Annotated in this window: 17 protein-coding genes; 9 read left to right on the top strand and 8 right to left on the bottom strand. The window is 72.0% G+C overall.

What is annotated here, in order from left to right:
• Positions 1-29: 29 nt before the first annotated feature.
• The 3 genes from ACSYGN_RS24440 to ACSYGN_RS24450 form a co-directional block, all read right to left on the bottom strand.
• Positions 30-1,637 carry an LCP family protein gene (locus tag ACSYGN_RS24440; RefSeq protein WP_460403701.1) on the bottom strand — a complete coding sequence of 536 codons (1,608 nt, stop codon included), beginning with the start codon at positions 1,635-1,637 and terminating at the stop codon, positions 30-32.
• A 140-nt stretch (positions 1,638-1,777) separates the two neighbouring features.
• Positions 1,778-3,508, bottom strand: a complete 1,731-nt coding sequence (locus tag ACSYGN_RS24445; RefSeq protein WP_460399065.1) for an LCP family protein — start codon at positions 3,506-3,508, stop codon at positions 1,778-1,780.
• Between the two features lie 568 nt (positions 3,509-4,076).
• On the bottom strand, positions 4,077-4,838 hold the full coding sequence (locus ACSYGN_RS24450; protein ID WP_460399067.1) for a TIGR03089 family protein: 762 nt from the start codon (positions 4,836-4,838) through the stop codon (positions 4,077-4,079).
• A 129-nt stretch (positions 4,839-4,967) separates the two neighbouring features.
• Here ACSYGN_RS24450 and ACSYGN_RS24455 point away from each other — a divergent pair, with 129 nt between their 5' ends.
• Both ACSYGN_RS24455 and manB read left to right on the top strand, forming a co-directional pair.
• Positions 4,968-6,353, top strand: a complete 1,386-nt coding sequence (locus ACSYGN_RS24455) for a peptidoglycan recognition protein family protein (protein ID WP_460399069.1) — start codon at positions 4,968-4,970, stop codon at positions 6,351-6,353.
• A gap of 200 nt (positions 6,354-6,553) precedes the next feature.
• On the top strand, positions 6,554-7,636 hold the full coding sequence (gene manB, locus ACSYGN_RS24460) for a mannose-1-phosphate guanylyltransferase (protein ID WP_460399071.1): 1,083 nt from the start codon (positions 6,554-6,556) through the stop codon (positions 7,634-7,636).
• A 399-nt stretch (positions 7,637-8,035) separates the two neighbouring features.
• On the opposite strand, the gene ACSYGN_RS24465 is transcribed toward manB, so the two are convergent.
• The 4 genes from ACSYGN_RS24465 to ACSYGN_RS24480 all read right to left on the bottom strand — a co-directional run bounded on the left by ACSYGN_RS24465 (position 8,036) and on the right by ACSYGN_RS24480 (position 12,086).
• Complete coding sequence (locus tag ACSYGN_RS24465) at positions 8,036-9,064, bottom strand: DNA-3-methyladenine glycosylase family protein (protein WP_460399074.1); 1,029 nt, start codon at positions 9,062-9,064, stop codon at positions 8,036-8,038.
• A 151-nt stretch (positions 9,065-9,215) separates the two neighbouring features.
• Positions 9,216-10,478, bottom strand: a complete 1,263-nt coding sequence (locus tag ACSYGN_RS24470; RefSeq protein WP_460403703.1) for a coenzyme F420-0:L-glutamate ligase — start codon at positions 10,476-10,478, stop codon at positions 9,216-9,218.
• Positions 10,479-10,588: 110 nt separating this feature from the next.
• Positions 10,589-11,548 carry a 2-phospho-L-lactate transferase gene (cofD, locus tag ACSYGN_RS24475; protein ID WP_460399076.1) on the bottom strand — a complete coding sequence of 320 codons (960 nt, stop codon included), beginning with the start codon at positions 11,546-11,548 and terminating at the stop codon, positions 10,589-10,591.
• Between the two features lie 34 nt (positions 11,549-11,582).
• Positions 11,583-12,086 (bottom strand): cysteine dioxygenase, encoded by a 504-nt coding sequence (locus ACSYGN_RS24480; RefSeq protein ID WP_460399078.1) that lies wholly within the window; start codon positions 12,084-12,086, stop codon positions 11,583-11,585.
• A 773-nt stretch (positions 12,087-12,859) separates the two neighbouring features.
• On the opposite strand from ACSYGN_RS24480, the gene ACSYGN_RS24485 reads away from it, so the two are divergent.
• The 3 genes from ACSYGN_RS24485 to ACSYGN_RS24495 all read left to right on the top strand — a co-directional run bounded on the left by ACSYGN_RS24485 (position 12,860) and on the right by ACSYGN_RS24495 (position 18,745).
• Positions 12,860-13,123, top strand: a complete 264-nt coding sequence (locus tag ACSYGN_RS24485) for a WhiB family transcriptional regulator (protein ID WP_003975777.1) — start codon at positions 12,860-12,862, stop codon at positions 13,121-13,123.
• Between the two features lie 331 nt (positions 13,124-13,454).
• Positions 13,455-17,228 carry a glycosyltransferase gene (locus ACSYGN_RS24490; protein WP_460399080.1) on the top strand — a complete coding sequence of 1,258 codons (3,774 nt, stop codon included), beginning with the start codon at positions 13,455-13,457 and terminating at the stop codon, positions 17,226-17,228.
• Positions 17,225-18,745 carry a DUF5719 family protein gene (locus ACSYGN_RS24495; RefSeq protein ID WP_460399082.1) on the top strand — a complete coding sequence of 507 codons (1,521 nt, stop codon included), beginning with the start codon at positions 17,225-17,227 and terminating at the stop codon, positions 18,743-18,745. Before ACSYGN_RS24490 ends, ACSYGN_RS24495 begins: the two co-directional genes overlap by 4 nt.
• 98 nt (positions 18,746-18,843) lie before the next feature.
• Here the strand turns inward: ACSYGN_RS24495 and ACSYGN_RS24500 are convergent, their stop codons facing one another.
• Positions 18,844-19,293, bottom strand: coding sequence for a metallopeptidase family protein (locus ACSYGN_RS24500; RefSeq protein ID WP_460403705.1), 450 nt, complete (start codon positions 19,291-19,293; stop codon positions 18,844-18,846).
• Between the two features lie 352 nt (positions 19,294-19,645).
• Between ACSYGN_RS24500 and ACSYGN_RS24505 the strand changes: the two genes are divergently transcribed.
• The 4 genes from ACSYGN_RS24505 (at position 19,646) to ACSYGN_RS24520 (ending at position 23,535) form a co-directional block, all read left to right on the top strand.
• Entirely contained in the window at positions 19,646-20,065 is a 420-nt protein-coding gene (locus ACSYGN_RS24505) for a DUF3499 domain-containing protein (RefSeq protein ID WP_460399084.1), read from the top strand.
• 253 nt (positions 20,066-20,318) lie between these two features.
• Positions 20,319-21,683, top strand: a complete 1,365-nt coding sequence (locus ACSYGN_RS24510; protein WP_460399086.1) for a phosphomannomutase/phosphoglucomutase — start codon at positions 20,319-20,321, stop codon at positions 21,681-21,683.
• Positions 21,684-22,176: 493 nt separating this feature from the next.
• Positions 22,177-22,347 (top strand): Trm112 family protein, encoded by a 171-nt coding sequence (locus ACSYGN_RS24515; RefSeq protein WP_460399090.1) that lies wholly within the window; start codon positions 22,177-22,179, stop codon positions 22,345-22,347.
• 54 nt (positions 22,348-22,401) lie between these two features.
• Complete coding sequence (locus ACSYGN_RS24520) at positions 22,402-23,535, top strand: SIS domain-containing protein (protein WP_460399092.1); 1,134 nt, start codon at positions 22,402-22,404, stop codon at positions 23,533-23,535.
• Positions 23,536-23,750 lie beyond the last annotated feature (215 nt).

Here is a 23,750-nt window from a genome sequence, read left to right on the forward strand (position 1 = left end):
GCAACCACTGCCGCACCACCGGACCCGGACTACCAGACGTAGTTCGGGTCCACGTGCATACAGGCCTTGGTGTCCGAGCCGTTGAGGACGTCCGCCGAGGTCGGTGTCGTGTCGTCCTCGGTCGCCGCCTTGTACTTCGTGCCGGAGCGCCAGTCGGCGCCGACGACCAGGGTGACCCCGGACACGTCCGTCGACTTCTTCACATGGCTGGTGGGGATGCCGAGCGCCTTGGCGACCCGCTGGGCGTCGCCCTGGAGATCCGCGCTCGGGTAGCGCACGACCGTCTTGTCCTCGCTGAGCAGGGCCGAGGAGTCCGCGACCGCCTTGGTGAAGCCCTTGGAGTCGAGGAGTTCGGCGATGGTGCGGGCCCGGCCCGACACGGCCGCCTCGCTGCTGCTCTGCGTGCCGTTCTGCACCTGTACGGCGATCTGGTCGTCGGCCGCCGCCGGGTCGGAGGCCGCCGCCGTCGGCGTCGCGCTCGCGGTCTTCTTCTTGTCCTTGCCGTCCAGCGCGATGTCCTCGCGCACCAGCCGGAACAGCTTCGCCGCGTCGACCGGCTTGGGCACCACCCGGCCGCTGCTGGTCGTGGAGTACTCCCACGGCATCGTCGTCATGGTGATACGGCCGGTGGGGACCTTCTTCAGTTCCTTGCTGAGGTCGTAGAGCTTGGCCACCGTGCCGAGGCCGTCGTCGACCGTGAGGGCCTTGGTGGCCGTCTCGGCGAGGGAGCGCAGTTCGCCCGGGTTGCTCAGCGTGGCGTTCTCGCGCAGCTGACGCACCATCGAGTTCATGTACATGTGCTGCGCCTTGGTGCGCGCTATGTCGGTGTCGTCCTCGAAGCCGTACCGGGTGCGCAGCCACTGGAGGGCCTGGATCCCCTTGACGGAAGTGGTGCCCTTCTTCAGCTTCAGACCGGAGCCGTGGCCGGTGGAGGTGTGCGAGTAGATGTTGGCGTCCACGCACACCGGGACGCCGCCGATGGCGTCCGCCATGGAGACCACGCCCGCGAAGTCGACCATCATGAAGTGGTCGATGTGAATGTCGGTCAGTTTCTCCCAGGTGGCCACCGTGCACCCGGGGCCGCCGCGGCCGAGCGAGTCGTTGGTCATCGCCAGGGAGGTGCTCGCCGCGTACACCTTGCCGGTGGCCGGGTCGGTGCACTTGGGTATCTGCACCAGGGTGTCGCGCGGCATGCTGATCACCGACATGTTGGTACGGTCCGCCGAGAGGTGCACCAGCATCTGGACGTCGGCGCGGGGTGCGGAGCCGAAGGTGTCCTTGGCGCCGCCGAGCTTCTGGTTCTCTTTGCTGTCACGGGCGTCGGAGCCTATGAGCAGGATGTTCAGCGGGGTCTGGCCGGCGGCGTTGGCCTTCGACACCGCCGCCCTGTCCTTCTTGTCGCCGAGGTTCAGGGCGCCCTTTTTGAGGTTGTCGTTGAGGTGCTGGTAGTAGAGATATCCGGCACCCGCGGTGCCCAGTATCACCACCGCCAGTACCGACGCCGACCAGCGCAGCACTCTTCGTCTGCGCGGCTTGCGACCACCGGTCTCCGTGTCGTCGTCCCCGCCCTGGCCGCGGCCGTGACCGCGGCCGCCCACCGGCGGCTCGTCATCGGCGCCCTGCGGTGTCAGGGACATCGTGTCCTCGACCGCCGGCACCTCCCCCCGCACGCTGCTTCGTGCCAACTTGCCTGCCCCTCCCACACCCGGCGCCCGACACGGGTCCGTCCCGCGTCCGGTTAGACGCGGGACGGACCAGAAGGGTTACCCCTGAGTCGTTACTTGGCGCACTCGACTTTGTCCGCTGTGGACTTCTGGACATCCGGTGCCTTGGTCGGAGTGGTCAGCGAGACGCCCGCGCCCTTGAAATCCTTGCCCAGGGTCAGCGTCATCGTCGGCAGTCCCTGGGAGTTGGTCACGCTCTTGCCCGGCTTCATCGCGGAGCCGGACAGCCCCATGATGGCGGCGAGCCTGCGTGCCTGATCTGCCTGATCGGGCGCGTATTCGAGCGTGGTCTTGCTGAGCGTGGCCGGTGCGTTGCCGTCGTTCTCCGACTTCGTCACGCCCTCATCATTCTGCAGCCAGTTAAGAGTGGCCTGTGCGGAGCCCGCGACGGCACCGCCGTTGAGGATGCGCACCCGCACCTCGGAGGCGGCGGACTTGGTGCCCTTGAGCCGGTCGGCGGCGGCGTCCTTGGCCGCCTTCGCCTTCTTCTTGACGTCGCTGAAGGAGACGTCGCCCTTGATGGCGGCGAACACCTGGGGGGCCTTCGTCTCCTCGAGCACGACGGTCACGGGGACCTTCTCCGCCGGGTTGTCCTTCACCGGGACGGTGGTGAAGGTCAGGTTCTTCGGGTTGAGCTTGCCCAGCTCCAGACCGAGGTCCTTCAGCTTGCCGATGCTGTTGATCTTCGAGTCGACAGTGAGTGCCTTGGTGGCGGCCTCCGCGACGTCGAACATCTTCGTCGGGTCGGTGAGCGTGGAGTTGGACTTCAGCTTGCGCATCAGCGCGCTCAGGAACTGCTGCTGGAGCTGGATCCGGCTCAGGTCGCCGCCGAAGCCGACGGAGTGCCGGGTGCGCACGAACGCCAGCGCGTTCTCGCCCGAGATGTGCTGTATGCCCTTCTTCAGGTTGAGATGCGAGTCCTTGTCGTTGATGTCCTTGCCCAGACACACGTCCACGCCGCCGACCGCCGTGGTCAGCGACTTGACCGCGTTGAAGTCGGCGACCATGAAGTCGTCCGGTGTGATGCCGGTCAGCTTCGTGACCGTGCGCATGGTGCAGGAGGGCGTACGGCCGTCCTGCCCGAGGCTGGTGTTGAAGCGGACGTTCGAGGTGCCCGGGATGTTCTTCTTGGTGCCGTCGGACTGCGTGGTCGGGCAGTCCGGGACGTCCACGATCAGGTCGCGAGGGATGCTCAGCGCGGTCGCGTTGGAGCGGTCCTTGGAGACGTGCAGCAGGATGTTGGTATCGGCGTGGCCGACGCTGCCCTTGTCGCCGTAGCCCTCGTTGCCCTTGCCGGTGCGTTTGTCGGTGCCGATCAGCAGGATGTTGATCGCCTTGTCCTTGCTGAAGCCACCGGTGCCGGCGCCGTCGTCGGGGACGGACGTGATGTTGTCGTTGAGGTGCTTGATGTAGAGGTACCCGGCGGCCGACACGGCGACCAGGACGAACGCCATGGACCCGCCGGTCCACAGCAGCACCTTCTTCGCCTTCGACTTCTTTTTCACCGGCTTGCGCGAGCGGCGCCCCGGCGGGGGCTCCTCGGGCGAGTTCCTGCGCCGCCGCTGAGGCGGAACGTCACGCCCCGGCGCTTCAGGCGCCGGCTTACCACCTCGCGCCGAGCCGCCGCCGGAGGCTTTGCGCGGGGCGGACCTGCGCGGCTGGGGAACGGTCGACTGCGGAGCGGAAGATGGCAGTCGCAGTTCGTATTCGCCGGTGTCCGGATTGAGTACCCACTGGTCTGCGGGGTCGATGTTGTCCGCCCGCCCACGGCTTTGCGCGTCCACGGTTGTCCGAATCCTCCGTCGGGGCCACGCGGCGCCTTCCCCCCACCAAGGCGCTCGGGTCTCGTACAAACAGTGCGCGACCCCAGGTCGGACCTGGGCCGGGTGCACCGGATCGGCTCACACTATCCGCCAGAAACGGCACCAAGCGACGCCGGCGGCAAATTCGCAGTCCCTACAAGTGTGCAATCCGCCTCATTCTCCTGAAGGAAACTCCATTGCCTTGGCCCTGGCTTTACCCGGAAGTGACCCACGACTCAGTCCGGGGAGCCGCCGGGGCGCGTCCGGGTGCGAACCGCAGCTCCGTCGTGGGGTTCCGGATAGCGGCACGATCGGGCAAAGTGGACACCGGAAGGGCATGGCGGAGGCATAGCAGGGGCATAGCGGGGGCATGGCGGGGCGCGGCGGGGGCGTTGCCGGGCATTGCCGGGGCGTTGTGGGGGCTCGGTAAGGGCCATGGCGTGGGCGTAGCTGGCACTGAATCGGAATTTCTCCAATTCGGTCATTAATTGCCGTTTCCGTCCCGAAAACTTCCATTAATGTCCGAATGGCCAGTAATGATCGGCAATGATCAGCGGCCGGTGGCCGTGGCCGTGACCCGTTCGCTCTCGATCCGCTTCGCCAGTGCGTCGTCGTCGAGGCGGGCCAGGTGTCGGCACAGCACCACGGACCCCCCGGCCGCCAGGGGTGCGTACAGGCCGGCGCTGACGCCCTCCCAGGTGTCGTACGGCAGCCCCGACAGCAGCCGCGAGCCGGGTCCGGTCAGCCCGAGGCCGGGCGCGTCGGCCAGTGCCCGCGCCACGAGTTCCGCCCCGCCGAGCTCGGCCCCGGCCACACTCAGCGCGGGCTCGTCCGGATCGACCGGCGCGTACGGCGCGAACCGGTCGCCCTGGCCCGGCACCTCGACGGCGTAGTCCGTGAAGCCGGCCGGCGGCTGCGGGAACCGGCCGCCCAGCGGGCGCAGCGCCATGGCCACCCGCTCACCGGGGCAGGCCCGTGCCTCCTCCAGCGTGTCCGGCCCGCTGACCACCAGATCGGCGGCGGCCGGATCGGCGCCCAGATCCGCGACGACCCCGACGGAGGAGCACGCCAGCAGCCACACCGCGGTCTGCCAGTGCGCGGGCAGCAGCAGGGCCACCCGGTCGCCGGGCCCGGCGCCGAGGTCGTCCTGGAGCAGATTGGCCGTCTTCGCCACCCAATTGGCGAAGGTGGCCACGGACAGTTCGACCCGTTCGCCCGTGGCGTCGTCGTAGAACGTCACCAGGGGGCGTCCCGGGTCCGCGGCGAGCGCGGAACGCAGCAGGTCGGCAGGGGTGCGGTCGGTCGCATTCACCCGGGCAAGGGTACGCCGGGCCCTCGGCGTGCACCGCATGGCGGGGCCACCGGTTCGGCGGAACGGGAACAGACGCTCCGTCAGGTCCCCGATGGACAGACATATATGACTATGCGCAACATCTCCGTTATGCGTGGATTGATTGCTTCCTCCATCGGAGTCGCCTGCGCGGCGGCCCTCGCCCTGCCACCGGCCGCACCCGCCTCGGCGGCAGGGCCGGCCGCCGACGGTCCCGGGGGTGCGGGCGACGTCCCTGGCAGCACCCAGTCGCTGCCGCTGCCTCCCGCCGCGCCCGGCCGGGGCAGCATCGGCGGCGCGGCCCGGGAGGCGGCCCTGTACCGCCCGGACGTACGCCGCTTCTCCCTCGTGGGCGTCGTCTGGGACGACCCGGGCGCCGAACTGGAGGGCCGCGTCCAGGTCCGCACCCGGGCCACCGGCTCGGGGCAGTGGACCGGCTGGCAGGACGTCGAGACCCACAACGAGGAGCACGGCGCCGACCCGGACGCCCCCGAGAGCGCAGGGGGCCGGACCCACGGCTCCACGGCCCCGCTGTGGGTGGGCGACTCGGACGGCGTGGCGGCACGCGTCGTACCCGCCGCGGCGCGGGACTCCTCCGAAACGGCTGCCGCCCCGCTCCCCGCGGGCCTGCGCCTGGACCTGGTGGACCCGGGCGACGACGACGCCCCACCCCGCACACCCGTCCGCGGCAGCAGCACCGCCCACCGGGCAGCCGCGGCAGCCCCTGACGCCCTCCCGGCCCTGACCAGACAGCAGACCGAACGCGAGGCGAGGAGCCTGGGCCTGGGCACCGGTATCGGGCCGGGCGGGGACGGATCCGCTGACGACACCACGGCCGCATCCGCCGCTCCCGCCGCATCTGCTGCCCCCGCGGCTCCCGCCGCTGAGCCGTACATCGGCCCGCGCCCGCGCATCATCACCCGGCGCGGCTGGGGCGCGAACGAGAAACTGCGGGAGAAAGGGTTCGTCTACACCAAGCGGATCAAGGCGGCCTTCGTGCATCACACGGCGTCCGGCAACACCTACCGCTGCTCGCAGGCCCCGTCCGTCATCCGCAGTATCTACCGCTACCACGTGGTCAGCAGCGGCTGGCGGGACATCGGCTACAACTTCCTCGTCGACAAGTGCGGAAACATCTACGAGGGCCGCGCCGGGGGAGTGACGAAACCGGTCATGGGCGCCCACACCCGCGGGTTCAACACCGACAGCATGGGGATCGCGGTGATCGGCACGTTCAGCCGCTCCGCGCCGCCCGCCGCGGCGGTCCGGGCCGTCGCGCGGCTCACCGCGTGGAAACTCGGTCTTTACGGGGTCGATCCGCGCGGAAGCACATATCTGAAGTCCGGCGGTGGGAATCTGTACCGAAAAGGAAAGAACGTACGACTGAACGTGATCTCCGGTCACCGCGACGGGTTCCGGACCGACTGCCCCGGGCGACTGCTCTACGGCGAGCTCGGCACCGCCCGTTCCAGCGCCGCCGAGGACCAGGGGCGCTGAGGCCGGGCGCGTTCGGAGCACCGTCGGGGGCGGCCGGAGAACAGAGGGGACGCCGTGACGCCAAGGGGGGAAACCATGGACGCCATACGGGTCACCGCACGGGACCCCGCCACACCGTCGAAGGCGCGCTCGAACGGTCTGCATACACTGGCCGGCCGACGGACAGTTCGGCCGGTCCCGGCAGGAAGCAGAGACGACAGGTGACAGAAGCGATCCTCCTGGTCGGCGGCAAGGGCACTCGGCTGCGCCCGCTCACGGTGCACACACCCAAGCCGATGGTCAGGGCGGCGGGAGTCCCGTTCCTCACCCATCAGCTGGCACGGGCGCGGGCGGCGGGCGTGGAGCACATCGTCCTCGCGACGAGCTACCTAGCGGAGATCTTCGAGCCGTTCTTCGGCGACGGCTCGTCGCTCGGGCTGCACATCGAGTACGTCACGGAGGACGAGCCCCTCGGCACGGGCGGCGCCATCCGCAACGTGGCCGCCCGGCTCCACTCGGGCCCCGACGACCCGGTGCTGGTCTTCAACGGTGACATCCTCACCGGCCTGGACATCCGCCGCCTGGTCGCCACGCACGAGACGGCGGGCGCGGACGTGTCGCTGCACCTGACGCAGGTGACCGACCCGCGTGCCTACGGCCTGGTCCCCACGGACGAGACGGGCCGGGTCCTCGCCTTCCTCGAAAAACCGCAGACGCCCGAAGAGATCATCACGGACCAGATCAACGCGGGCGCGTACGTCTTCCGCCGCTCGGTGATCGACACGATCCCGCAGGGCCGCCCCGTCTCCGTCGAACGCGAGACCTTCCCCGACCTCCTCTCCGCCGGAGCCCACCTCCAGGGCATGGTCGACTCCACCTACTGGCTGGACCTCGGCACCCCGGCGGCCTTCGTGCGCGGCTCCGCCGACCTGGTCCTCGGCCGAGCCCCGTCCCCGGCGGTGCCGGGCCGCTGCGGCGACCGCCTGATCCTCCCGACGGCCAGGGTGGCACCCGACGCCAAGCTCACGGGGGGCACGGTGGTGGGGGAGGGCGCCTTCGTGGCCGAGGGCGCGCGGGTCTTCGGCAGCACCATCCTGCCGGGGGCGGTGATCGAGCCGGGGGCGGTCATCACCGACTCCCTGATCGGCACCCGGGCCCGTGTGGGCGAACGGTCCGTCCTGACGGGCACGGTGATCGGAGACGGCGCGGTCATCGGCGCGGACAACGAACTGAGGGAGGGCGCCAGAATCTGGTGCGACGCCCGGATCCCGGCGGGAGCGGTGCGCTTCTCCTCGGACCAGTAGCACCGGCCCTGGGCAGGTACCCACCCGCGCCGCGAGTCGCCCACCCTCCAGCCGACCGAGTCGGGTGGCGGGTGGGCGAAGGTCCGGGGGGCCGGGGGCGGAGCCCCCCGGGGACGGGAACGGGAAGGGGCGGCGGGGGCAAAACACCCGCCCCCGCCGAGGCCGACGCCCGTCACCGGAACGGTGATTCGCCCCCCCGTTGGCGGATCACTGACTGCACGACCGGCTATCGTGGCGTCGGCGCGGTGCGAGAACCAAGCACGCGCAGCCTTCTTGAACTTTTTTCAAGACCCCGGGCTGGTTTCAACCCGGCTGGTGTTGATCGCGGAAGACTTGATCGCTCGCTGAGCGGCCGAGCAGCGTGAGCCAGGAATCTCCCTGCTTCAGCCGGGAGAGGATTCAAAACCGCCCGATGTCACCCCGAGGCATCCGAGGAGCCCGCCGCGCCGGCACACGCCCGCTGAGCAGAATCAACCGAGCCGCCCGATGCCGCTGCCCGGCATACGGCGCGAGCAACTCCAGCATCACGGAGTCATCCGCATACCGGTCGCCCGCCAGCGCCCACCCCACGATCCCCGGCAGATGCAGATCCCCCACGGTCACCGCATCCGCCGCCCCCAGCGCCCGCTGCACCGTCTCCGCAGACGTCCACGGCCCGATCCCCGGCACCACCTCCAGCCGGGCCTGCGCAGCAGAGGGCGCCATGGAAGCCGCCTCCTCCAGCCGCGCAGCGACCCGCACGGCCCGCAGCACAGTGGAGGCCCGCTTGTTGTCGACACCGGCCCGATGCCACTCCCAGGACGGAACGAGCGCCCACGTCCGAGCCGACGGCATCACCCACAACCGCCCGCCCGCCGCAGGCCCCGGCGCGGGCTCCCCGAACTTCCGCACCAGCAGCCGCCAGGCCCGGTACGCCTCGTCGGTCGTGACCTTCTGCTCCAGAATCGACGGGATCAGCGATTCCAGCACCAGCCCGGTCCGCGTCAGCCGCAACCCCGGCCGCCGGTGCCGCGCCAGCGCCAGCACCTTGTGCCGGGGCACGAACGCGTCGGGATCGTCGGCGGCGCCGAGCAGTTCCGGCAGCCCGTCGAGCAGCCACTCGGCCCCCGGCCCCCACGCCTCGCCGCGCACCTCACCGGCGTAGCACGAGACCCGCAGCGTGCCGGGCCCGGCAGGCGTACGACAGGCCCGCCAGACGGAGCCGTCGGGCATGACCCGGAAGGTCGGATCGGCGGGCCCGCGCCGCAACGGCCCGAGCACAAGACCGAGATCGAGCGCCCCCTCGGGCACGAACGTCCGCACCCGCTCGGGCGGCTGCGCACCGCCCTGCCGGGGCACCCCACCGGACACCACAGGCGCGGCGGGTACGCCGACATGCCCGCCGCGCACGGTCGTACGCGTGGACCGAGGTGCGAAGCGACCAGCCACGGATGACACCCCAGAGGTAGCCAGATGTAAAAGGAGGAGGCGGTTGTAGGAGGAGGTTAAAGCGTAGGCGAGCCCAAGAACGGCGAGACGCCCCCAGCCACGAGCCCGGGCATGAACCCAAAATCAGCTCCCACCCCGCCCTCGCCTCGCCTCACCGCACCTCGATGAACCCCCCGGCATCCCGCACCCCCCGCACCCGGGGCGATTCCGCCGGATGCCCGACCGCCACCGCCCCCATCGGATCCCAGTCGTCCGGCAGCCCCAGCACCTCCCGCACCACGTCCCGGCAGAACATGGTCGACGACACCCACGCCGAGCCCAGCCGTTCCCCGGCGAGCGCGACCAGGAAGTTCTGCACCCCGGCACCCGCCGCGACGACGAACATCTCCCGCTCCGCACCGTCCCGCCGCGCGTCCCCATAATGGTGGGAGCCGCCCATGACGAGGCACGGCACCACCAGATACGGCGCGTCGCGCAGCACGTCACCGCGCCGCACCCGCTTGGCGATGGACTCCTCGCTCTTGCCGTCGCGCCGCAGATCGGCGATCCACGCGTCGCGCATGGCGTCGAGCAGCCGCAGCCGGGCCTCGGGCGATTCGAGGAGCACGAAACGCCACGGCGTGGTGTGGTGCGGCGCGGGTGCGGTCACGGCCGCGGCGACCGCCCGCCGCACCGTGCCGGGGTCGACGGGTTCGTCGGTGAAGGACCGGATGGTACGCCGCTGGGTGACCGCCTCCCGTACGGCCTCGGAGGTGCCGAGCCGGAACATGTCGGCGCGCGCGTCGCGCACCAGGGCCCGCGCCCCGGGCCCGTCGTCCTCGGCCACCGTATGGGGCAGCCCCCGTACGACGGCGACGGGCCGCCCGGCGGCCTTGCCCTTGACGAGGTCGCCCGCGGCGGCGAGTTCGTCGGCGGTGGCGACGACGGTCGCGGCGAGCGAGTTGCCGTGCGCGTCCGTGCTTCCGCGCAGATCGTCGAGGACGCGCACACCGGCGGCGCCGATGGCGACATCGGTGAGCCCCGCGCGCCAGGGACGCCCGAAGGTGTCGGTGACGACGACACCGACATCGACGCCGAGGGTGTCCAGCAGCCCTGCGCGGATCACGCGCGCGGAGGCGTCGGGGTCCTCGGGCAGCAACAGCACGGTCCCGGCGGGAGTGTTGGAGGCATCGACCCCGGCGGCGGCCATGACGAGGCCCTGCCGGTTCTCCACGATGCGCAGCGGCCCGCGCCGCGCGACCACACGCACGGTCTCCGCGTCGATCGCGGCCTCCCGGTCGGCGGCCTCGACGATCCGGCCCTCCGCCTTGGACACGATCTTCGAGGTGACGAGAACGACGTCGCCGTCCATGAACCCGGGCTCGGCGGCGGCGATCAGCTTGGCGAGATCGTCCCCCGGAACCACCTCGGGCATCCCCTCCGGGGCCCACACCCGAAACCCGCCGTCCGCCGCGGCGCCCCGGGCCGAGGTCCCCTGCACGGCCCCGCCGCCGGGAGCCTCCCGCCCCTCGGAAGACGCCCCGCTCACGCGCCTCGCACCTCCTCCGCCAGCGCAAGCGCCTCGCCGGCCATGCGTGCCGCCGCGTCGACGTCGGTCATCATCAGCGGTACGGCGCGGCAGCGGATCCCGGCCGCCTCGACGCGCTCCACCGTGCCCGCGTCCACGGTGTCCACGAGCCAGCCGTCGAGCAGGCCGGAGCCGTAGTGCTCGGCGACCGCCGCGGCCGTGGACTCCACGCCGACCGCCGCGAGGACCTTGTCGGCCATGCCCCGCACGGGCGCGTCCCCGACGATGGGGGAGAGCCCGACGACCGGCACCCCGGCCTCCGCGATCGCCTCGCGGATGCCCGGCACCGCCAGGATCGTGCCGATCGACACGACCGGGTTGGAGGGCGGGAAGAGGACGACGTCGGCCTCTGCGATCGCCTCCAGGACGCCCGGCGCCGGCTTGGCCTGGTCTGCGCCGACGGGCACGACCACCTCGGCGGGCACGGAGGCGCGCAGCCGTACCCAGTACTCCTGGAAGTGCACCGCCTTGCGCTCCCCGTCGACCTCGACCGCCACATGCGTCTCGACGCGGTCGTCGGTCATGGGGATGAGCCGCACCCCCGGCTGCCAGCGGTCGCACAGCGCCTCGGTCACCGCGCTGAGCGGATAACCGGCGCCGATCATCTGCGTCCGCACGATGTGTGTCGCGAAGTCCCGGTCGCCGAGCCCGAACCACTCCGGCCCGACACCGTACGCCCCGAGTTCCTCCTTGAGATGGAAGGTCTCGTCGGCCCTGCCCCAGCCCTGCTCCTCGTTGATGCCGCCGCCGAGCGTGTACATCACCGTGTCGAGATCCGGGCAGACCTTCAGCCCGAACAGGTGGATGTCGTCGCCGGTGTTGCCGATGACGGTGACGTCCGCGTCCGGCACGGCCTTCCTCAGACCGCGCAGGAACCGCGCACCACCGATGCCGCCTGCCAGAACCACAATCCGCATGGGAGCAAGTCTTGCAGGCGGGTACGACAACGCGTCACACGGTCGCGGAGGCCGTGCGTGCCTCGCAGTGCGGGGCCGCCGGGTGCATGGGCATCTCGGTGAGGCCCGGGAAGTAGACGTGCAGGGTGACCGCGGGCTCCAGCGCGTCGTTGACGACCTCGTGCACATACCCCGGCGCGAACACCTTCTGCGCTCCCGGCCCCAGCGCGCGCGTGCCCCGCACGGTGTGCTCGGTGAGCGTGCCCGCGAGGACGGTCAGGACGCCGGAGGAGCGGCCGTGGTCATGGCGCCCGCTGCCCTGGCCCGGCAGCCACGACAGCAGCCACACCTCGTAGCCCGGGCCGGTGCGCAGCCGGTGATACCAGCGGGTCGTGGCGTCGTAGCGGACGAGGTGCTCCCACTGGGCGCGGTCGGCGGTGACCGCGCGTGCGAGACCGACGAACTCGGCCACGGTGGCGGGGTGTTCACGCGGCGGCTGGAGCAGGTGCGGGACTTCGAGGATGTCGCCGGCGATCTGGAGGTCGCTGTCGCTGTTCATGGGGTGGTGTTTCCTCGGCTGAAGAGGCGGCGGAGAGAGATACGGCACAGGACACCCGTACGAGGTACGAGAGCGGTCGTACTCCGGAGGGGTGGGTGACGACGTCGGCCGGGGCCGCACCGGGTGCGGTTCAGGAACGACCGGGTCGTGTCGGGCTCAGGGACGGCGGGAGCGCGAAAGGCTCAACAGCCGAAGCGGCGACAGCTACAGAGACAGCGACACAGACAGCGAGCGCGGGCAGCACCGAGGGACCCGGCGGAGCGGGTCGGGGCGAGTGCCGAGTTCGCGAGCATGCCCACAAGGCAAGCGGCTCACACCCCTCACTGTCAACTTCATGACCGAAAGGGGGGAGATGTTTCACCTCATCCGGTTCATCTGCATGACGAAAGGTTTGCTCTGTGGGGTGCCAGGACACATGGCGCACATCCGGGCGCGCGAAACCTCGTTGCGATCCCGTGATCCGACCGTGATCCGGCTCGCCCCGGAACGCGTGCCGGAATCGGTCGGAACGAGATCGAACTCCTGGGCGTCCTTCTCCGTGCGAGGGTCTGTACGGGGTCGGAAGGTCCCGTGGATCCCTTCTGGGTGTCAAGGTTTAGGGTGATTTGAACACTTTCTGTATGGCCTTGGTTCTGCAGAGTGAATAACGGGTCCAATAGCAGATCTCGGCTTGACTCGCCCGGAGCAGCACACTTGTAATTTCACTCGTGTCGTTCAGCCGTCACAGGTAACGGCGACGTCACGGGGACGCGAAAGACAGACGAGGGGCGCACATGACCGAGCTGGTGCAGCAACTGCTGGTCGACGACGCGGACGAGGAACTCGGCTGGCAGGAGCGCGCGCTGTGCGCCCAGACCGACCCCGAGTCCTTCTTCCCCGAGAAGGGCGGCTCGACCCGTGAGGCCAAGAAGGTCTGTCTCGCCTGTGAGGTCCGCTCGGAGTGCCTTGAGTACGCCCTCGCCAACGACGAGCGCTTCGGTATCTGGGGCGGTCTGTCCGAGCGGGAGCGCCGCCGCCTGAAGAAGGCCGCGGTCTGACCCGGCCCGTCGCGTGCACCCTTTGCGTGCACCGCTCGCGCGCACCCGTCGCGTACTGAGAAAGACGCCGTCGGAGCGGTATGGCGCAGGCACGGCAAAGCACTGGCACGGTGCGGCACCGGCACAGCACACCCGCGTAAGCGCGCACATCGCTCAGGCAAGCGGAATCGGCACGGATACGGCCCTAACGGCCCGTCGCGGGTGGGTTGTCCACAGGCGGCGGGCCGTTGTCCTGGTCAGCCGATAGTGTGGTCGCTCGTCCGAGACGCCCCGCTGCCCCCAGAGGGCACAGGCGTCCACCGCAGTCCAACGAACCGGGGCCCGTACCTCGATGTCCGTGCACAGCCATACGGCAGCCCAAGACCACGCTGCCACCCCTGAGTTCCCGCGTCATGTGGTGACCGCGGTGCTCGTCTCCCACGACGGCGCCCGCTGGCTGCCCGACGCGCTCGCGGGGCTGCTCGGCCAGGAGCGCCCCGTCCAGTACGCGACGGCCGCCGACACCGGCAGCGCCGACGCGTCCGCGCAGCTGATCACGGACGCCCTCGGCGCCGACCGGGTGCTGCACCTCGCCCGCCGTACCGGCTTCGGCCAGGCCGTCGAGGAGGCGAGCCGCACCGCGCCCGTCCTCACCCCGGACGACCTGCCGTACCTGAAGCGCCCGAGCAGCTGGGACCCCGTCACCCGCAGCTGGCGCGACGACGCCTACGACGTGCCGGAGCTCCCGCACGGAGAGCCGATCCACTGGCTGTGGCTGCTGCACGACGACAGCGCCCCCGAACCCGACGCGCTGGCCGAACTGCTGCGCGTCGTCGACAACGAACTCGAACTGGGCCGCGACGACGTGGCTGTTGTCGGACCCAAACTGCACGGCTGGTACGACCGCCGCCAGCTCCTGGAGGTCGGCGTCAGCATCGCCTCCTCCGGTCGCCGCTGGACCGGCCTGGACCGCCGTGAACAGGACCAGGGCCAGCACGACCACGTCCGGTCCGTGCTGTCCGTGTCCACCGCGGGCATGCTGATCCGCCGCGACGTCTTCGAGGAACTCGGCGGCTTCGACCGCCGGCTGCCCCTGATGCGCGACGACGTCGACCTGTGCTGGCGTGCCCACAGCGCCGGCCACCGTGTCCTCATCGCCCCCGACGCGGTCGTACGGCACGCCGAGGCCGCCGCCCGCGAGCGCCGCAGCGTCGACTGCGTGGGCCGCAGCGTGGCCTCCCCGCACAAGGTCGACAAGGCGGGCGCCGTCTACACCCTGCTCGTCAACACCCGTACGGCCAGGCTGCCGTGGGTGCTGCTGCGGCTGATCCTCGGCACCGTGGTGCGCACGCTCGCCTACCTCGTCGGCAAGGTCCCCGGACAGGCCGTCGACGAGATCCGCGGCCTCATGGGCACCCTGCTGCGCCCCGAGCGGATCCTCGCGGGACGGCGCAGGCGCGGCAGGCCGCAGGTCGACAAGGACGAGATGCGGCCCCTGTTCCCGCCGCCCGGCGCGACCGTGCGAGCCACCGTGGAGCAGGTCGCCGGCAACCTCGTCGGCCACTCCGATCCCGAGGCCGCCGTGGGCGGACGGCACGGCGGCGCGGTCGAATCGGGGCCCGGCGGCGACGACGCGGACTTCCTGGAGATCGAGCAGTTCGCCCGCCTCAAGCGCATCGCCCGCAAACCGGGACCGGTGCTCTTCCTCCTGCTGCTGCTCGTCTCGCTGGCCGCCTGCCGCGAACTGCTGGGCGGCGGCGCGCTGTCGGGCGGCGCACTGCTGCCCGCCCCGGCCGACGCCTCACAGCTGTGGTCGCGCTATCTGGACGCCTGGCACCCGGTGGGTGCGGGCGGCACCCCGTCGGCGCCGCCGTATCTGGCGATCGTCGCGATGCTGGCCTCCCTGCTGTTCGGCTCGACGGGCCTGGCGATCACCGTGCTGCTGGTCTGCTCGGTCCCGCTCGCCGGGCTCACCGCGTACTTCGCCTCCCGGCCGCTGGTCACCTCACGCCTCCTGCGCGCGTGGGCGGCCGTCGCCTATGCCTTCCTGCCCGCCGCCACCGGCGCCCTCGCGGGCGGCCGCCTCGGCACCGCCGTCCTCGCGATCCTGCTGCCGCTCATCGCGCGCGCGTGCGTCGCCGCCAGCGGCCTGGCCAACTCCTCCGGCGCCCGCGGCAGCTGGCGTGCCACCTGGGCGTACGCGCTGCTGCTGACGGTCACCACCGCGTTCACGCCGATCGTGTGGCCCATCGCCCTGGTCCTCGGCATCGCGCTGCTGGCCGTGCGCCGCCGTGAGATCGTCGCCTACGGGCTGCGGTTCATCGCCCAGCTGGCCACCCCGCTGCTGGTGCTGGCCCCCTGGTCGCTCACCCTGCTGCCGACCGGCTTCTTCAAGGAGGCCGGCCTGGACTTCGGCTCCTCGGCCGCCTCCGCCCTCGACCTGCTCGGCGCCAGCCCCGGCGGCCCCGGCACGGTGGACGGGCTGATGCTCATCGGCATCGTGCTAGCAGCACTCGGCGCGCTGCTGCGCTCCGAGCGCCAGGCGGCGATCCGGACCGCCTGGGCCGCCGCCCTGGTGGCGCTCGTCTTCGCCGTCCTGTCCAACGGCTCCACCTGGGCCGGTCCCGCCACCCTCGTCTACGGCATCGCCCTGCTGGCCGCCGCCGCACTCGGCGCCGACGGCGCACGCGCGCGGGTCGCCGAGCAGAGCTTCGGCTGGCGCCAGCCGGTGGCCGCGCTGATCGCGTTCGCCGCGGCCGCGGGCCCGCTGCTCGTCGCCGCGGGCTGGATACTGAGCGGCGCCGACGGCCCGGTCGAGCGGCGCGACCCCGTGCAGGTGCCCGCGTTCGTCGCCGAGGAGAGCGGCACCCGCGACCAGGCCCGCACCCTGGTCCTCGACAGCGACTCCACCGCACGCGTGCGCTACACCCTGGTCCGCGGCTCCGGCGCCCGCCTCGGCGACGCCGAACTGGCCGCCGCGGACGGCGAGAACACCAGACTCGACAAGGTCGTCGCCAACCTGGTCGCCGGCTCCGGCGCCGACCAGGCCGACCAGCTCGGCGGGTTCGCGGTGCGCTACGTCCTCGTCCACAAGGGCGCGCCCCGCGAGATCACGCGCGTGCTGGACGCCACGCCCGGCCTGTCCCGGCTCAGCCAGCAGAACGGCAGCGGCCTGTGGCGGGTCGACCAGCAGGTCTCCCGCGCCACCATCGTGTCCGCCGACGGCTCCGGAACCCCGCAGTCCGTCGCCGCCGGATCCGTCGAGATCCACACCACCGTCCCGTCCGGTGCCGACGGCCGGATCCTGCGCATCGCCGACACCGCAGCCGACGGCTGGACCGCCACCCTGGACGGCAAGACACTCACCCGCACCACGGTCGACGGCTGGGCACAGGGGTTCCGACTGCCCGCCTCGGGCGGCAGGCTGGACGTCACCTACGAGGCCCCGCTGACCCACACCGGCTGGCACTGGGCGCAGGGCGCGCTGGCGATCGTCCTCGTCGTCCTCGCGCTCCCCGGCCGCCGCCGCGACCACGACGACGACCTCCCCGAGGAGGAGCAGCCCGCGCCCGCCCAGACCGCCGACGGCGAGGGCCGCAGGGCCCGGCGGCTGCGCGCGCAGGCCGAGGCGGAGGCCGCCCAGGCGGAGCAGCCCGGCGAGCCGGAGGACGCCTTCCCGGACGCCGTACCGCAGCACGCGGAGCAGGCGGAGTACGTCGAGAACGCGCAGAACGCGGAGGAGGACCCGGCCGCGATCCCGCAGCAGCAGTCCTACGCCGACTGGGACACCGGCGGCGGCTACCAGGAGCCCGCGTACGGCGCCTACGGCGGCGAGGGGTACGACGAGCAGTACCAGCCCGCCGCACAGCAGTACCCGGCCGACGGCTACGACCAGGCGTACCAGCAGGACCCGTACCAGCAGGACCCGTACCAGACGGGCCAGGGCGGCCAGTACGACCCGTACGCCTACGGCGGCACGCCCCAGCAGGGCGGCTACGACCAGACCCCGTATGACCCGACCTACCAGCAGGGCTACGACCAGCAGGGCTACGACCCGGCGTACGACCCCGCGCAGCCCCACCCCCACGGCACCGGCAATGAGCGCCCCGACGGGAGCCAGCAGTGAACCGCACCACCCTGTCCCTGATCGCCGGTACGACCGCCCTCGCCGCCGTCACCGGGTTCGCCGTGCTGAACACACCGGACGCGGCGGGCGCGGGCAGCGCGAAGTCGGCGGCCCGGCTGCCCGTGGAGCGCACCAGCCTGCTGTGCCCGGCGCCCAGCCTCTCCGACATCGCCGACACGACGTACACGTCGTTCACGCCGGTCACCGAGGGCACCACGAGTGACGGGAAGGCCCAGCTCCAGGCCGCGACGGAGGATTCGGCCGGCAGCACGGGCAGCACCGGCAGTTCGAGCGGCACGGGCAAGAGCGGGAAGCAGAAGACGACGAAGGCCGTCCTGACCCCGGCCGTTCCCGGCAAGCCGGCCACCGGGGACGTCTCGGGCGGCGAATCGCCCGCGCTGATCGGCACCGCCGAGGGCAAGTACGCGCCCGGCTGGACCGTCCAGCAGACCACCGAGGTCGCCGCCGGCACCGGCCGCGGTCTCCAGGGCCTCAGCTGCGGCGCGCCGGACACCGAGTTCTGGTTCCCCGGCGCCAGCACCTCTGCCGACCGCACGGACTATGTGCACCTCACCAACCCGGACGACTCCGCCGCCGTCGTGGACATCGAGCTCTACGGCAAGGACGGCGCGATCAAGTCGACCGTGGGCGAGGGCATCACCGTCGCGCCGCACACGACCAAGGCGATCCTGCTGTCCACGCTCAGCGACAAGCAGCAGACCGACCTGACCGTGCACGTCGGCGTCCGCAGCGGCCGGGTGGGCGCGGCCGTGCAGGCCCTGGACACCAAGACGGGCGGTGACTGGCTGGCGGCGGCGACCGACGCGGCGGGCAGCCTGGTGCTGCCGGGCATCCCCAAGGACGCAACCGACGTGCGGCTGATCGCGTTCACGTCGGGCGACGCCGATGTGGACCTCAAGGTGCGGCTCGCCTCGCCGGACGGGCAGATCACCCCGGCCGGCAACGAGACCCTGCACGTCAAGTCCGGCATGACCACCGCCGTCGACCTCGGCGAGGTCACCCGCGGCGAGGCCGGCTCCCTGGTGCTGACGGCGAGCGACACCTCCGTGCCGGTGGTGGCCGCGCTGAAGGTCGTACGGGGCACGGGCAGCAAGCAGGAGACGGCGTTCATCCCGGCCACCGCGCCGGTGAGCACCCGCGCGACGGCGGCCGACAACAGCAGCAAGGGCACCACCCTGTCGCTGGCCGCACCCCAGAGCGCCGCGACCGTCAAGGTCACCGCCTCAGCTGGCAGCGAGAGCGGTTCGGCGGTGACGAAGACGTTCACCCTCAAGGCGGGCACCACCCAGAACGTCGACGCACCGGTGCCGAGCGGCCTGAAGGGCACCTACGCCCTCACCGTGGAGCGCGTGTCGGGCGGCCCGGTCTACGCGGCACGCACCCTCACGGCGACAGAGGAGGGAGTCCCGGGCTTCACGGTCCAGACCCTCCCCGACGACCGGGGCATGGTGTCGGTGCCGGAGGCGGACGAGGACGTGTCGGTGCTGCAGAAGTAGCCGCCGGGGGCGGGGGAGGGGCCGGGGCATCGCCCTCCTGCGGCGTGCGGGGTGGACTCCTGCGGCCGGGGCTCGTTCCTCCCGTCCGGGGCCGGGGTTCAGTCCTCGCCGTAGCGGGGGTCCACCGTCTCCGGGGTGAGGCCGAGGAGGTCGGCGACCTGCTCGACGACGACGTCGTGCACCAGGGCGGCGCGTTCGTCGCGGCCCTTGGTGCGGATCTCGACCGGCCGCCGGTAGACGACGACGCGCGCGCGTTGCCCGTCCCGCGCGGGGAGCGTGTCCCCCAGCGGCACCGCCTCGTCGTTCCACCGTCCGGCGGGCCCGCCGGCGCTCGGCACCTCCAGCACCAGGAAGTCGATGTCCGCGAGCTGCGGCCAGCGGCGTTCCAGCCGGTCCACCGAGTCCTGCACCAGGTCGGCGAACACCTCGGCACGGCTCGCCGCGAGGGGCACCTGCGGAGGCGCGATCGGTCCGCGCATGCCGCGGCCGTGGCGGTCACGGCGCCTGGGCCCGCGGCCGGTGCCACGGGGCGGTACGGGAGTGTCCATCACCGGTGAAGCGTAGTCCCCCGGGCGCGCGGCGTGTCCGAGCCCACGCGCCGCGGGACGGCCGGGTGTGCCACCCGGCCGGACCATGGTGGACGTCTCGCGCGGATGCCGCAGGGTCCCCGGACGGCCCCTTGTACGGCATGTCGCCAGGTGACCGATCAAGCCAACATCTGGCTCGATTTCCCGCCCTTCCCGGACCGTCGTTCCCTGATCTATTGACGCTGTTTGTGCCGGGTCGTGACCGGATTCGGCACGGTACGCGCCCTCGCGGGGAGCGTCCCGGCAGGTCACCATGGTCAGGTCCGGAGGGGCGCACAGGGCCCTTCACGCCACGACACGGTGGAGTGACCTGGTGGAGAGTCGTCGCGGCCCGCTCAAGAGTGCGGTACCGTCCAACGTCGTGAGCCCTGTACGTCGCTGTTCGCGCACCGCCTGCGGCCGACCTGCCGTCGCGACGCTGACGTACGTCTACGCCGACTCGACCGCGGTCCTCGGCCCGCTCGCCACATACGCCGAACCCCACTGTTACGACCTGTGCGCCGAACACTCCGAGCGCCTCACCGCACCCCGCGGCTGGGAGGTCGTCCGCCTGCTCGACACCTCGGCCCCGGCCCGGCCCAGCGGTGACGACCTGGAAGCACTCGCCAACGCCGTGCGTGAGGCGGCGCGTCCGCAGGAGCGGGCCGCGCAGGCCGGCGGCGGGCGCGGGGCGGACCCGATGGAGGTCGCGCGGCGCGGGCATCTGCGGGTGCTGCGCTCGCCGGACAACTGAGCGCGAAGACGCTCCACGCGAAACCTTTCAGCAGGGCGGCGGTCCGTTTCCGCCGCCCTTCGTCGGTTTCTTGCGCCGGCTGGTTCGGGGTGGCCGTCTCCGGCTCGCGCAAGGTGCCGGCCTGGATGCTGCCGTGAACGGCGGGCGTGATCACCGCGTGACGGCGTCGGGTCGGCTCTGTTGCCGTGCGGCGAGCAGCCCTTCCTGAGGAGGTAGTTTGAGGCGACCTATAGAACTTTCAGGAGGGTTGGCCGTGGCTGCTGATCTGACCCAGATCGTCAAGGCGTACGACGTGCGCGGAGTGGTCCCGGACCAGTGGGACGAGTCACTGGCCGAGCACTTCGGCGCCGCGTTCGCCCAGGTGACCGGCGCGAGCGCCGTAGTCATCGGCCACGACATGCGCCCCTCGTCCCCCGGTCTCTCGGCCGCCTTCGCGCGCGGGGCGGCGGCACATGGCGCCGACGTCACCGAGATCGGCCTGTGCTCGACCGACCAGCTGTACTACGCCTCGGGCGCGCTGGGCCTGCCCGGCGCCATGTTCACCGCCTCGCACAACCCGGCCCGCTACAACGGCATCAAGATGTGCCGCGCCGGGGCCGCGCCCGTCGGCCAGGACACCGGCCTCACGGAGATCCGTGAACTGGTCGAGAGCCGGCTGGACTCGGGCGCACCCGAACCGGTCCCCGGCCGGGGAACCGTCATCCGGCGCGACACGTTGGAGGACTACGCGGCGCACCTCCGCTCCCTCGTCGACCTGACCTCGATCCGGCCCCTGAAGGTCGTCGTCGACGCGGGCAACGGCATGGGCGGCCACACCGTCCCCACGGTGCTCGCGGGCCTGCCCCTGACCGTCGTCCCGATGTACTTCGAACTCGACGGCACCTTCCCCAACCACGAGGCCAACCCCCTCGACCCCGCCAACCTCGTCGACCTCCAGAAGCGGGTCCGCGAGGAGGGCGCCGACCTCGGTCTCGCCTTCGACGGGGACGCCGACCGCTGCTTCGTCGTCGACGAGAACGGCGACCCGGTCTCGCCGTCCGCCATCACGGCCCTGGTCGCCACCCGCGAACTGGCCAGGAACGGCGGCCACGGCATCATCATCCACAACCTCATCACCTCACGGTCGGTCCCGGAGGTCGTGAAGGAGCACGGCGGCACCCCCGTGCGCACCCGCGTCGGGCACTCCTTCATCAAGGCGGAGATGGCCCGCACCGGCGCCATCTTCGGCGGGGAGCACTCCGCGCACTACTACTTCAAGGACTTCTGGAACGCCGACACCGGCATGCTGGCAGCGCTGCACGTCCTCGCGGCGCTCGGCGGACAGGACGGCCCGCTGTCCGCCCTGGTCGCGCAGTACGACCGGTACGCCGGCTCCGGCGAGATCAACTCCACGGTCGACGACCAAGAGGCCCGGCTCGCCGCGATCCGCTCCGCGTACGAGGGCGTGGCCGGGGTCACCCTCGACGACCTCGACGGCCTCACCGTCTCCGCCGCCGACTGGTGGTTCAACGTCCGCCTCTCCAACACGGAACCGCTGCTGCGGCTGAACGCGGAGGCGGTGGACGCGGGGACGATGTCCTCCGTCCGCGACGAAGTCCTGAAACTCATCCGAGCCTGAGACTCCCCTGCAGGGCTGGGCCCTTCCCCGGAGCGCTGCCCCGGGGCTCCGCCCCGGGCCCGGAGTTCGGTCGGGGGCTGCGCCCCCTGCCCCGGAGCGCTGCGTCGGGGCTGCGCCCCGCCGTTTTGCCCACCCGCCCGCCCGTCTCGGTCGGCTGCACAGCACCCGCTCCCGGGGCTTCGCCCCGGTCCCCGCAGTGTGATCCGGGGGCTCCGCCCCCGGGTTTCCCACCCACCCGCCCGTCTCGGTTGGTTGCGTTGGGTGCCCAGTCGGCTGACCGAGTCGGGGCGGCCCGCCCGAGTCAATCGGTTGTGTGGGTTCCCGTCCCGCCTGCCGAGTCGGGTGGTGGGGGGCATAGGCCGGGGGTCCAGGGGGCGGAGCCCCCGCAAGAGACATGCAGGGGCGCAGCCCCGGCAGTTCGGCGCGCCGCACCCCACCCCCCGCACCGGTTACGCTGAGCACGCACCGAGACCCCCGCCCGAAGGGACACGACATGCCGCTAGAAGCCGGACTCCTGGAGATCCTCGCCTGCCCGGCCTGCCACGCCCCCCTCAAGGAGCAGGACGACGAGCTGATCTGCACCGGCCAGGACTGCGGTCTCGCCTACCCCGTGCGCGACGGCATCCCCGTCCTCCTCGTCGACGAGGCCCGTCACCCCGCCTGACAGCCGCCCGGCGTCACCCACCGACGAACACCCGGCGATCGGAGACTGCCGCCCATGCTCGACGAATCGCTGCTCGACGCCCCCGAGGCGCTGGCGGAGGCGGACCGCCGCGGTCTGCTGCGCGGCGCCGCGGAGGCGGGTGCCCGCGTCCGTACGGCCGCCCGGCACGCCGTCGAGGCGGGGATCGGCGACCTCAAGCCCGACGGCCGCCCCCGCGCCGTACTGATCGCGGGCCCCGGTGCCGCCGCCACGCACGCCGCCGACCTCCTCGGCACCCTGGCCGCTGCCGGCAGCCCCGTGACCCGGCTGCCCGCGACCGGTGTCGCCCCCGCCTCCGGCGCCCTGCGCTGGGAGCTGCCGGGCTGGGCCGGATCGGTCGACCTGCTCCTCATCGTCACCCCCGACGGCACCGAACCCAGCCTGTCCCTGCTCACCGAGCAGGCCTACCGGCGCGGCTGCGCGGTCGCCGCCGTGGCCCCGGCCCGCACCCCTGTCGCCGAGGCCCTGGACGCCGCCCACGGACTGTTCGTACCGATGGCGACCACACCGTACGACCAGGAAGAACCCGTGGCCGCGTCCTCGCCCGGCGTGCTTTGGGCGCTGCTCACCCCACTGCTGGCCCTCCTCGACCGCATCGGCCTGCTCACCGCCCCGCCCGAGGCGCTGGAGAAGGTCGCCGACCGGCTCGACCAGATCGCCGAGCGCTGCGGCCCGACTGTCGTGACGTACAGCAACCCCGCCAAGACCCTCGCCGCCGAACTCGCCGACACCCTCCCGGTGATCTGGACGGAAGGCACCTCGGCCGGTGCCGCGGGCCGCCGTTTCGCCGCCGCCCTGGCCGAACTCGCAGGCCGCCCCGCGCTGGTCGAGGAACTGCCTCTCGCACTCGCCGCGCACAGCGCCCTGCTGGCCGGTCCGCTCGCCGCCAGCGCCGACCCCGACGACTTCTTCCGCGACCGCGTCGAGGAAGCTCCCGCGCTGCACGCGCGCATGGTGCTGCTGCGCGACCGTCCGATCGGCGGCCTCACCGCCGCCCAGACCGCCCGTGACCTGGCCCTCAGCCACGACACGCCGATCAGTGAGCTCGAGCCCGAGAGCGGCGGCGAACTCGAGTCGCTTGCCGAACTGATCGCCATCACGGATTTCGCCGCCGTTTACCTCGCGCTTGCCTCCGAGGCGCGACCATGACTCCCGCACCCTGCACCTCGCGGACCGCACCCTGCACCTCGCAGACCGCAGATCGCACCTCGCAGACCGCAGACCGACCCGCATCCTGCGAACCCGAACCCGAACCCGATCCCGCACCCGGACGGCCGCACCCGGACGGCCGCACACGGCCGCCCGGGAGGCTGTGCACGGAGCGCACCCGTTCCGCACGCGGAGAGAACGACCGAGAGACCGTA

It is taken from the genome of Streptomyces sp. YIM S03343 (assembly GCF_054729195.1).

Bases quoted from the DNA above. Each gene is read 5' to 3' on its own strand.
- ACSYGN_RS24440 (WP_460403701.1), bottom strand. From the start codon at position 1,637: ATGTCCCTGACACCGCAGGGCGCCGATGACGAGCCGCCGGTGGGCGGC.
- ACSYGN_RS24455 (WP_460399069.1), top strand. From the start codon at position 4,968: ATGCGTGGATTGATTGCTTCCTCCATCGGAGTCGCCTGCGCGGCGGCC.
- ACSYGN_RS24470 (WP_460403703.1), bottom strand. From the start codon at position 10,478: ATGCCCGAGGTGGTTCCGGGGGACGATCTCGCCAAGCTGATCGCCGCC.
- cofD (WP_460399076.1), bottom strand. From the start codon at position 11,548: ATGCGGATTGTGGTTCTGGCAGGCGGCATCGGTGGTGCGCGGTTCCTG.
- ACSYGN_RS24480 (WP_460399078.1), bottom strand. From the start codon at position 12,086: ATGAACAGCGACAGCGACCTCCAGATCGCCGGCGACATCCTCGAAGTC.
- ACSYGN_RS24485 (WP_003975777.1), top strand. From the start codon at position 12,860: ATGACCGAGCTGGTGCAGCAACTGCTGGTCGACGACGCGGACGAGGAA.
- ACSYGN_RS24490 (WP_460399080.1), top strand. From the start codon at position 13,455: ATGTCCGTGCACAGCCATACGGCAGCCCAAGACCACGCTGCCACCCCT.
- ACSYGN_RS24500 (WP_460403705.1), bottom strand. From the start codon at position 19,293: ATGGACACTCCCGTACCGCCCCGTGGCACCGGCCGCGGGCCCAGGCGC.
- ACSYGN_RS24515 (WP_460399090.1), top strand. From the start codon at position 22,177: ATGCCGCTAGAAGCCGGACTCCTGGAGATCCTCGCCTGCCCGGCCTGC.
- ACSYGN_RS24520 (WP_460399092.1), top strand. From the start codon at position 22,402: ATGCTCGACGAATCGCTGCTCGACGCCCCCGAGGCGCTGGCGGAGGCG.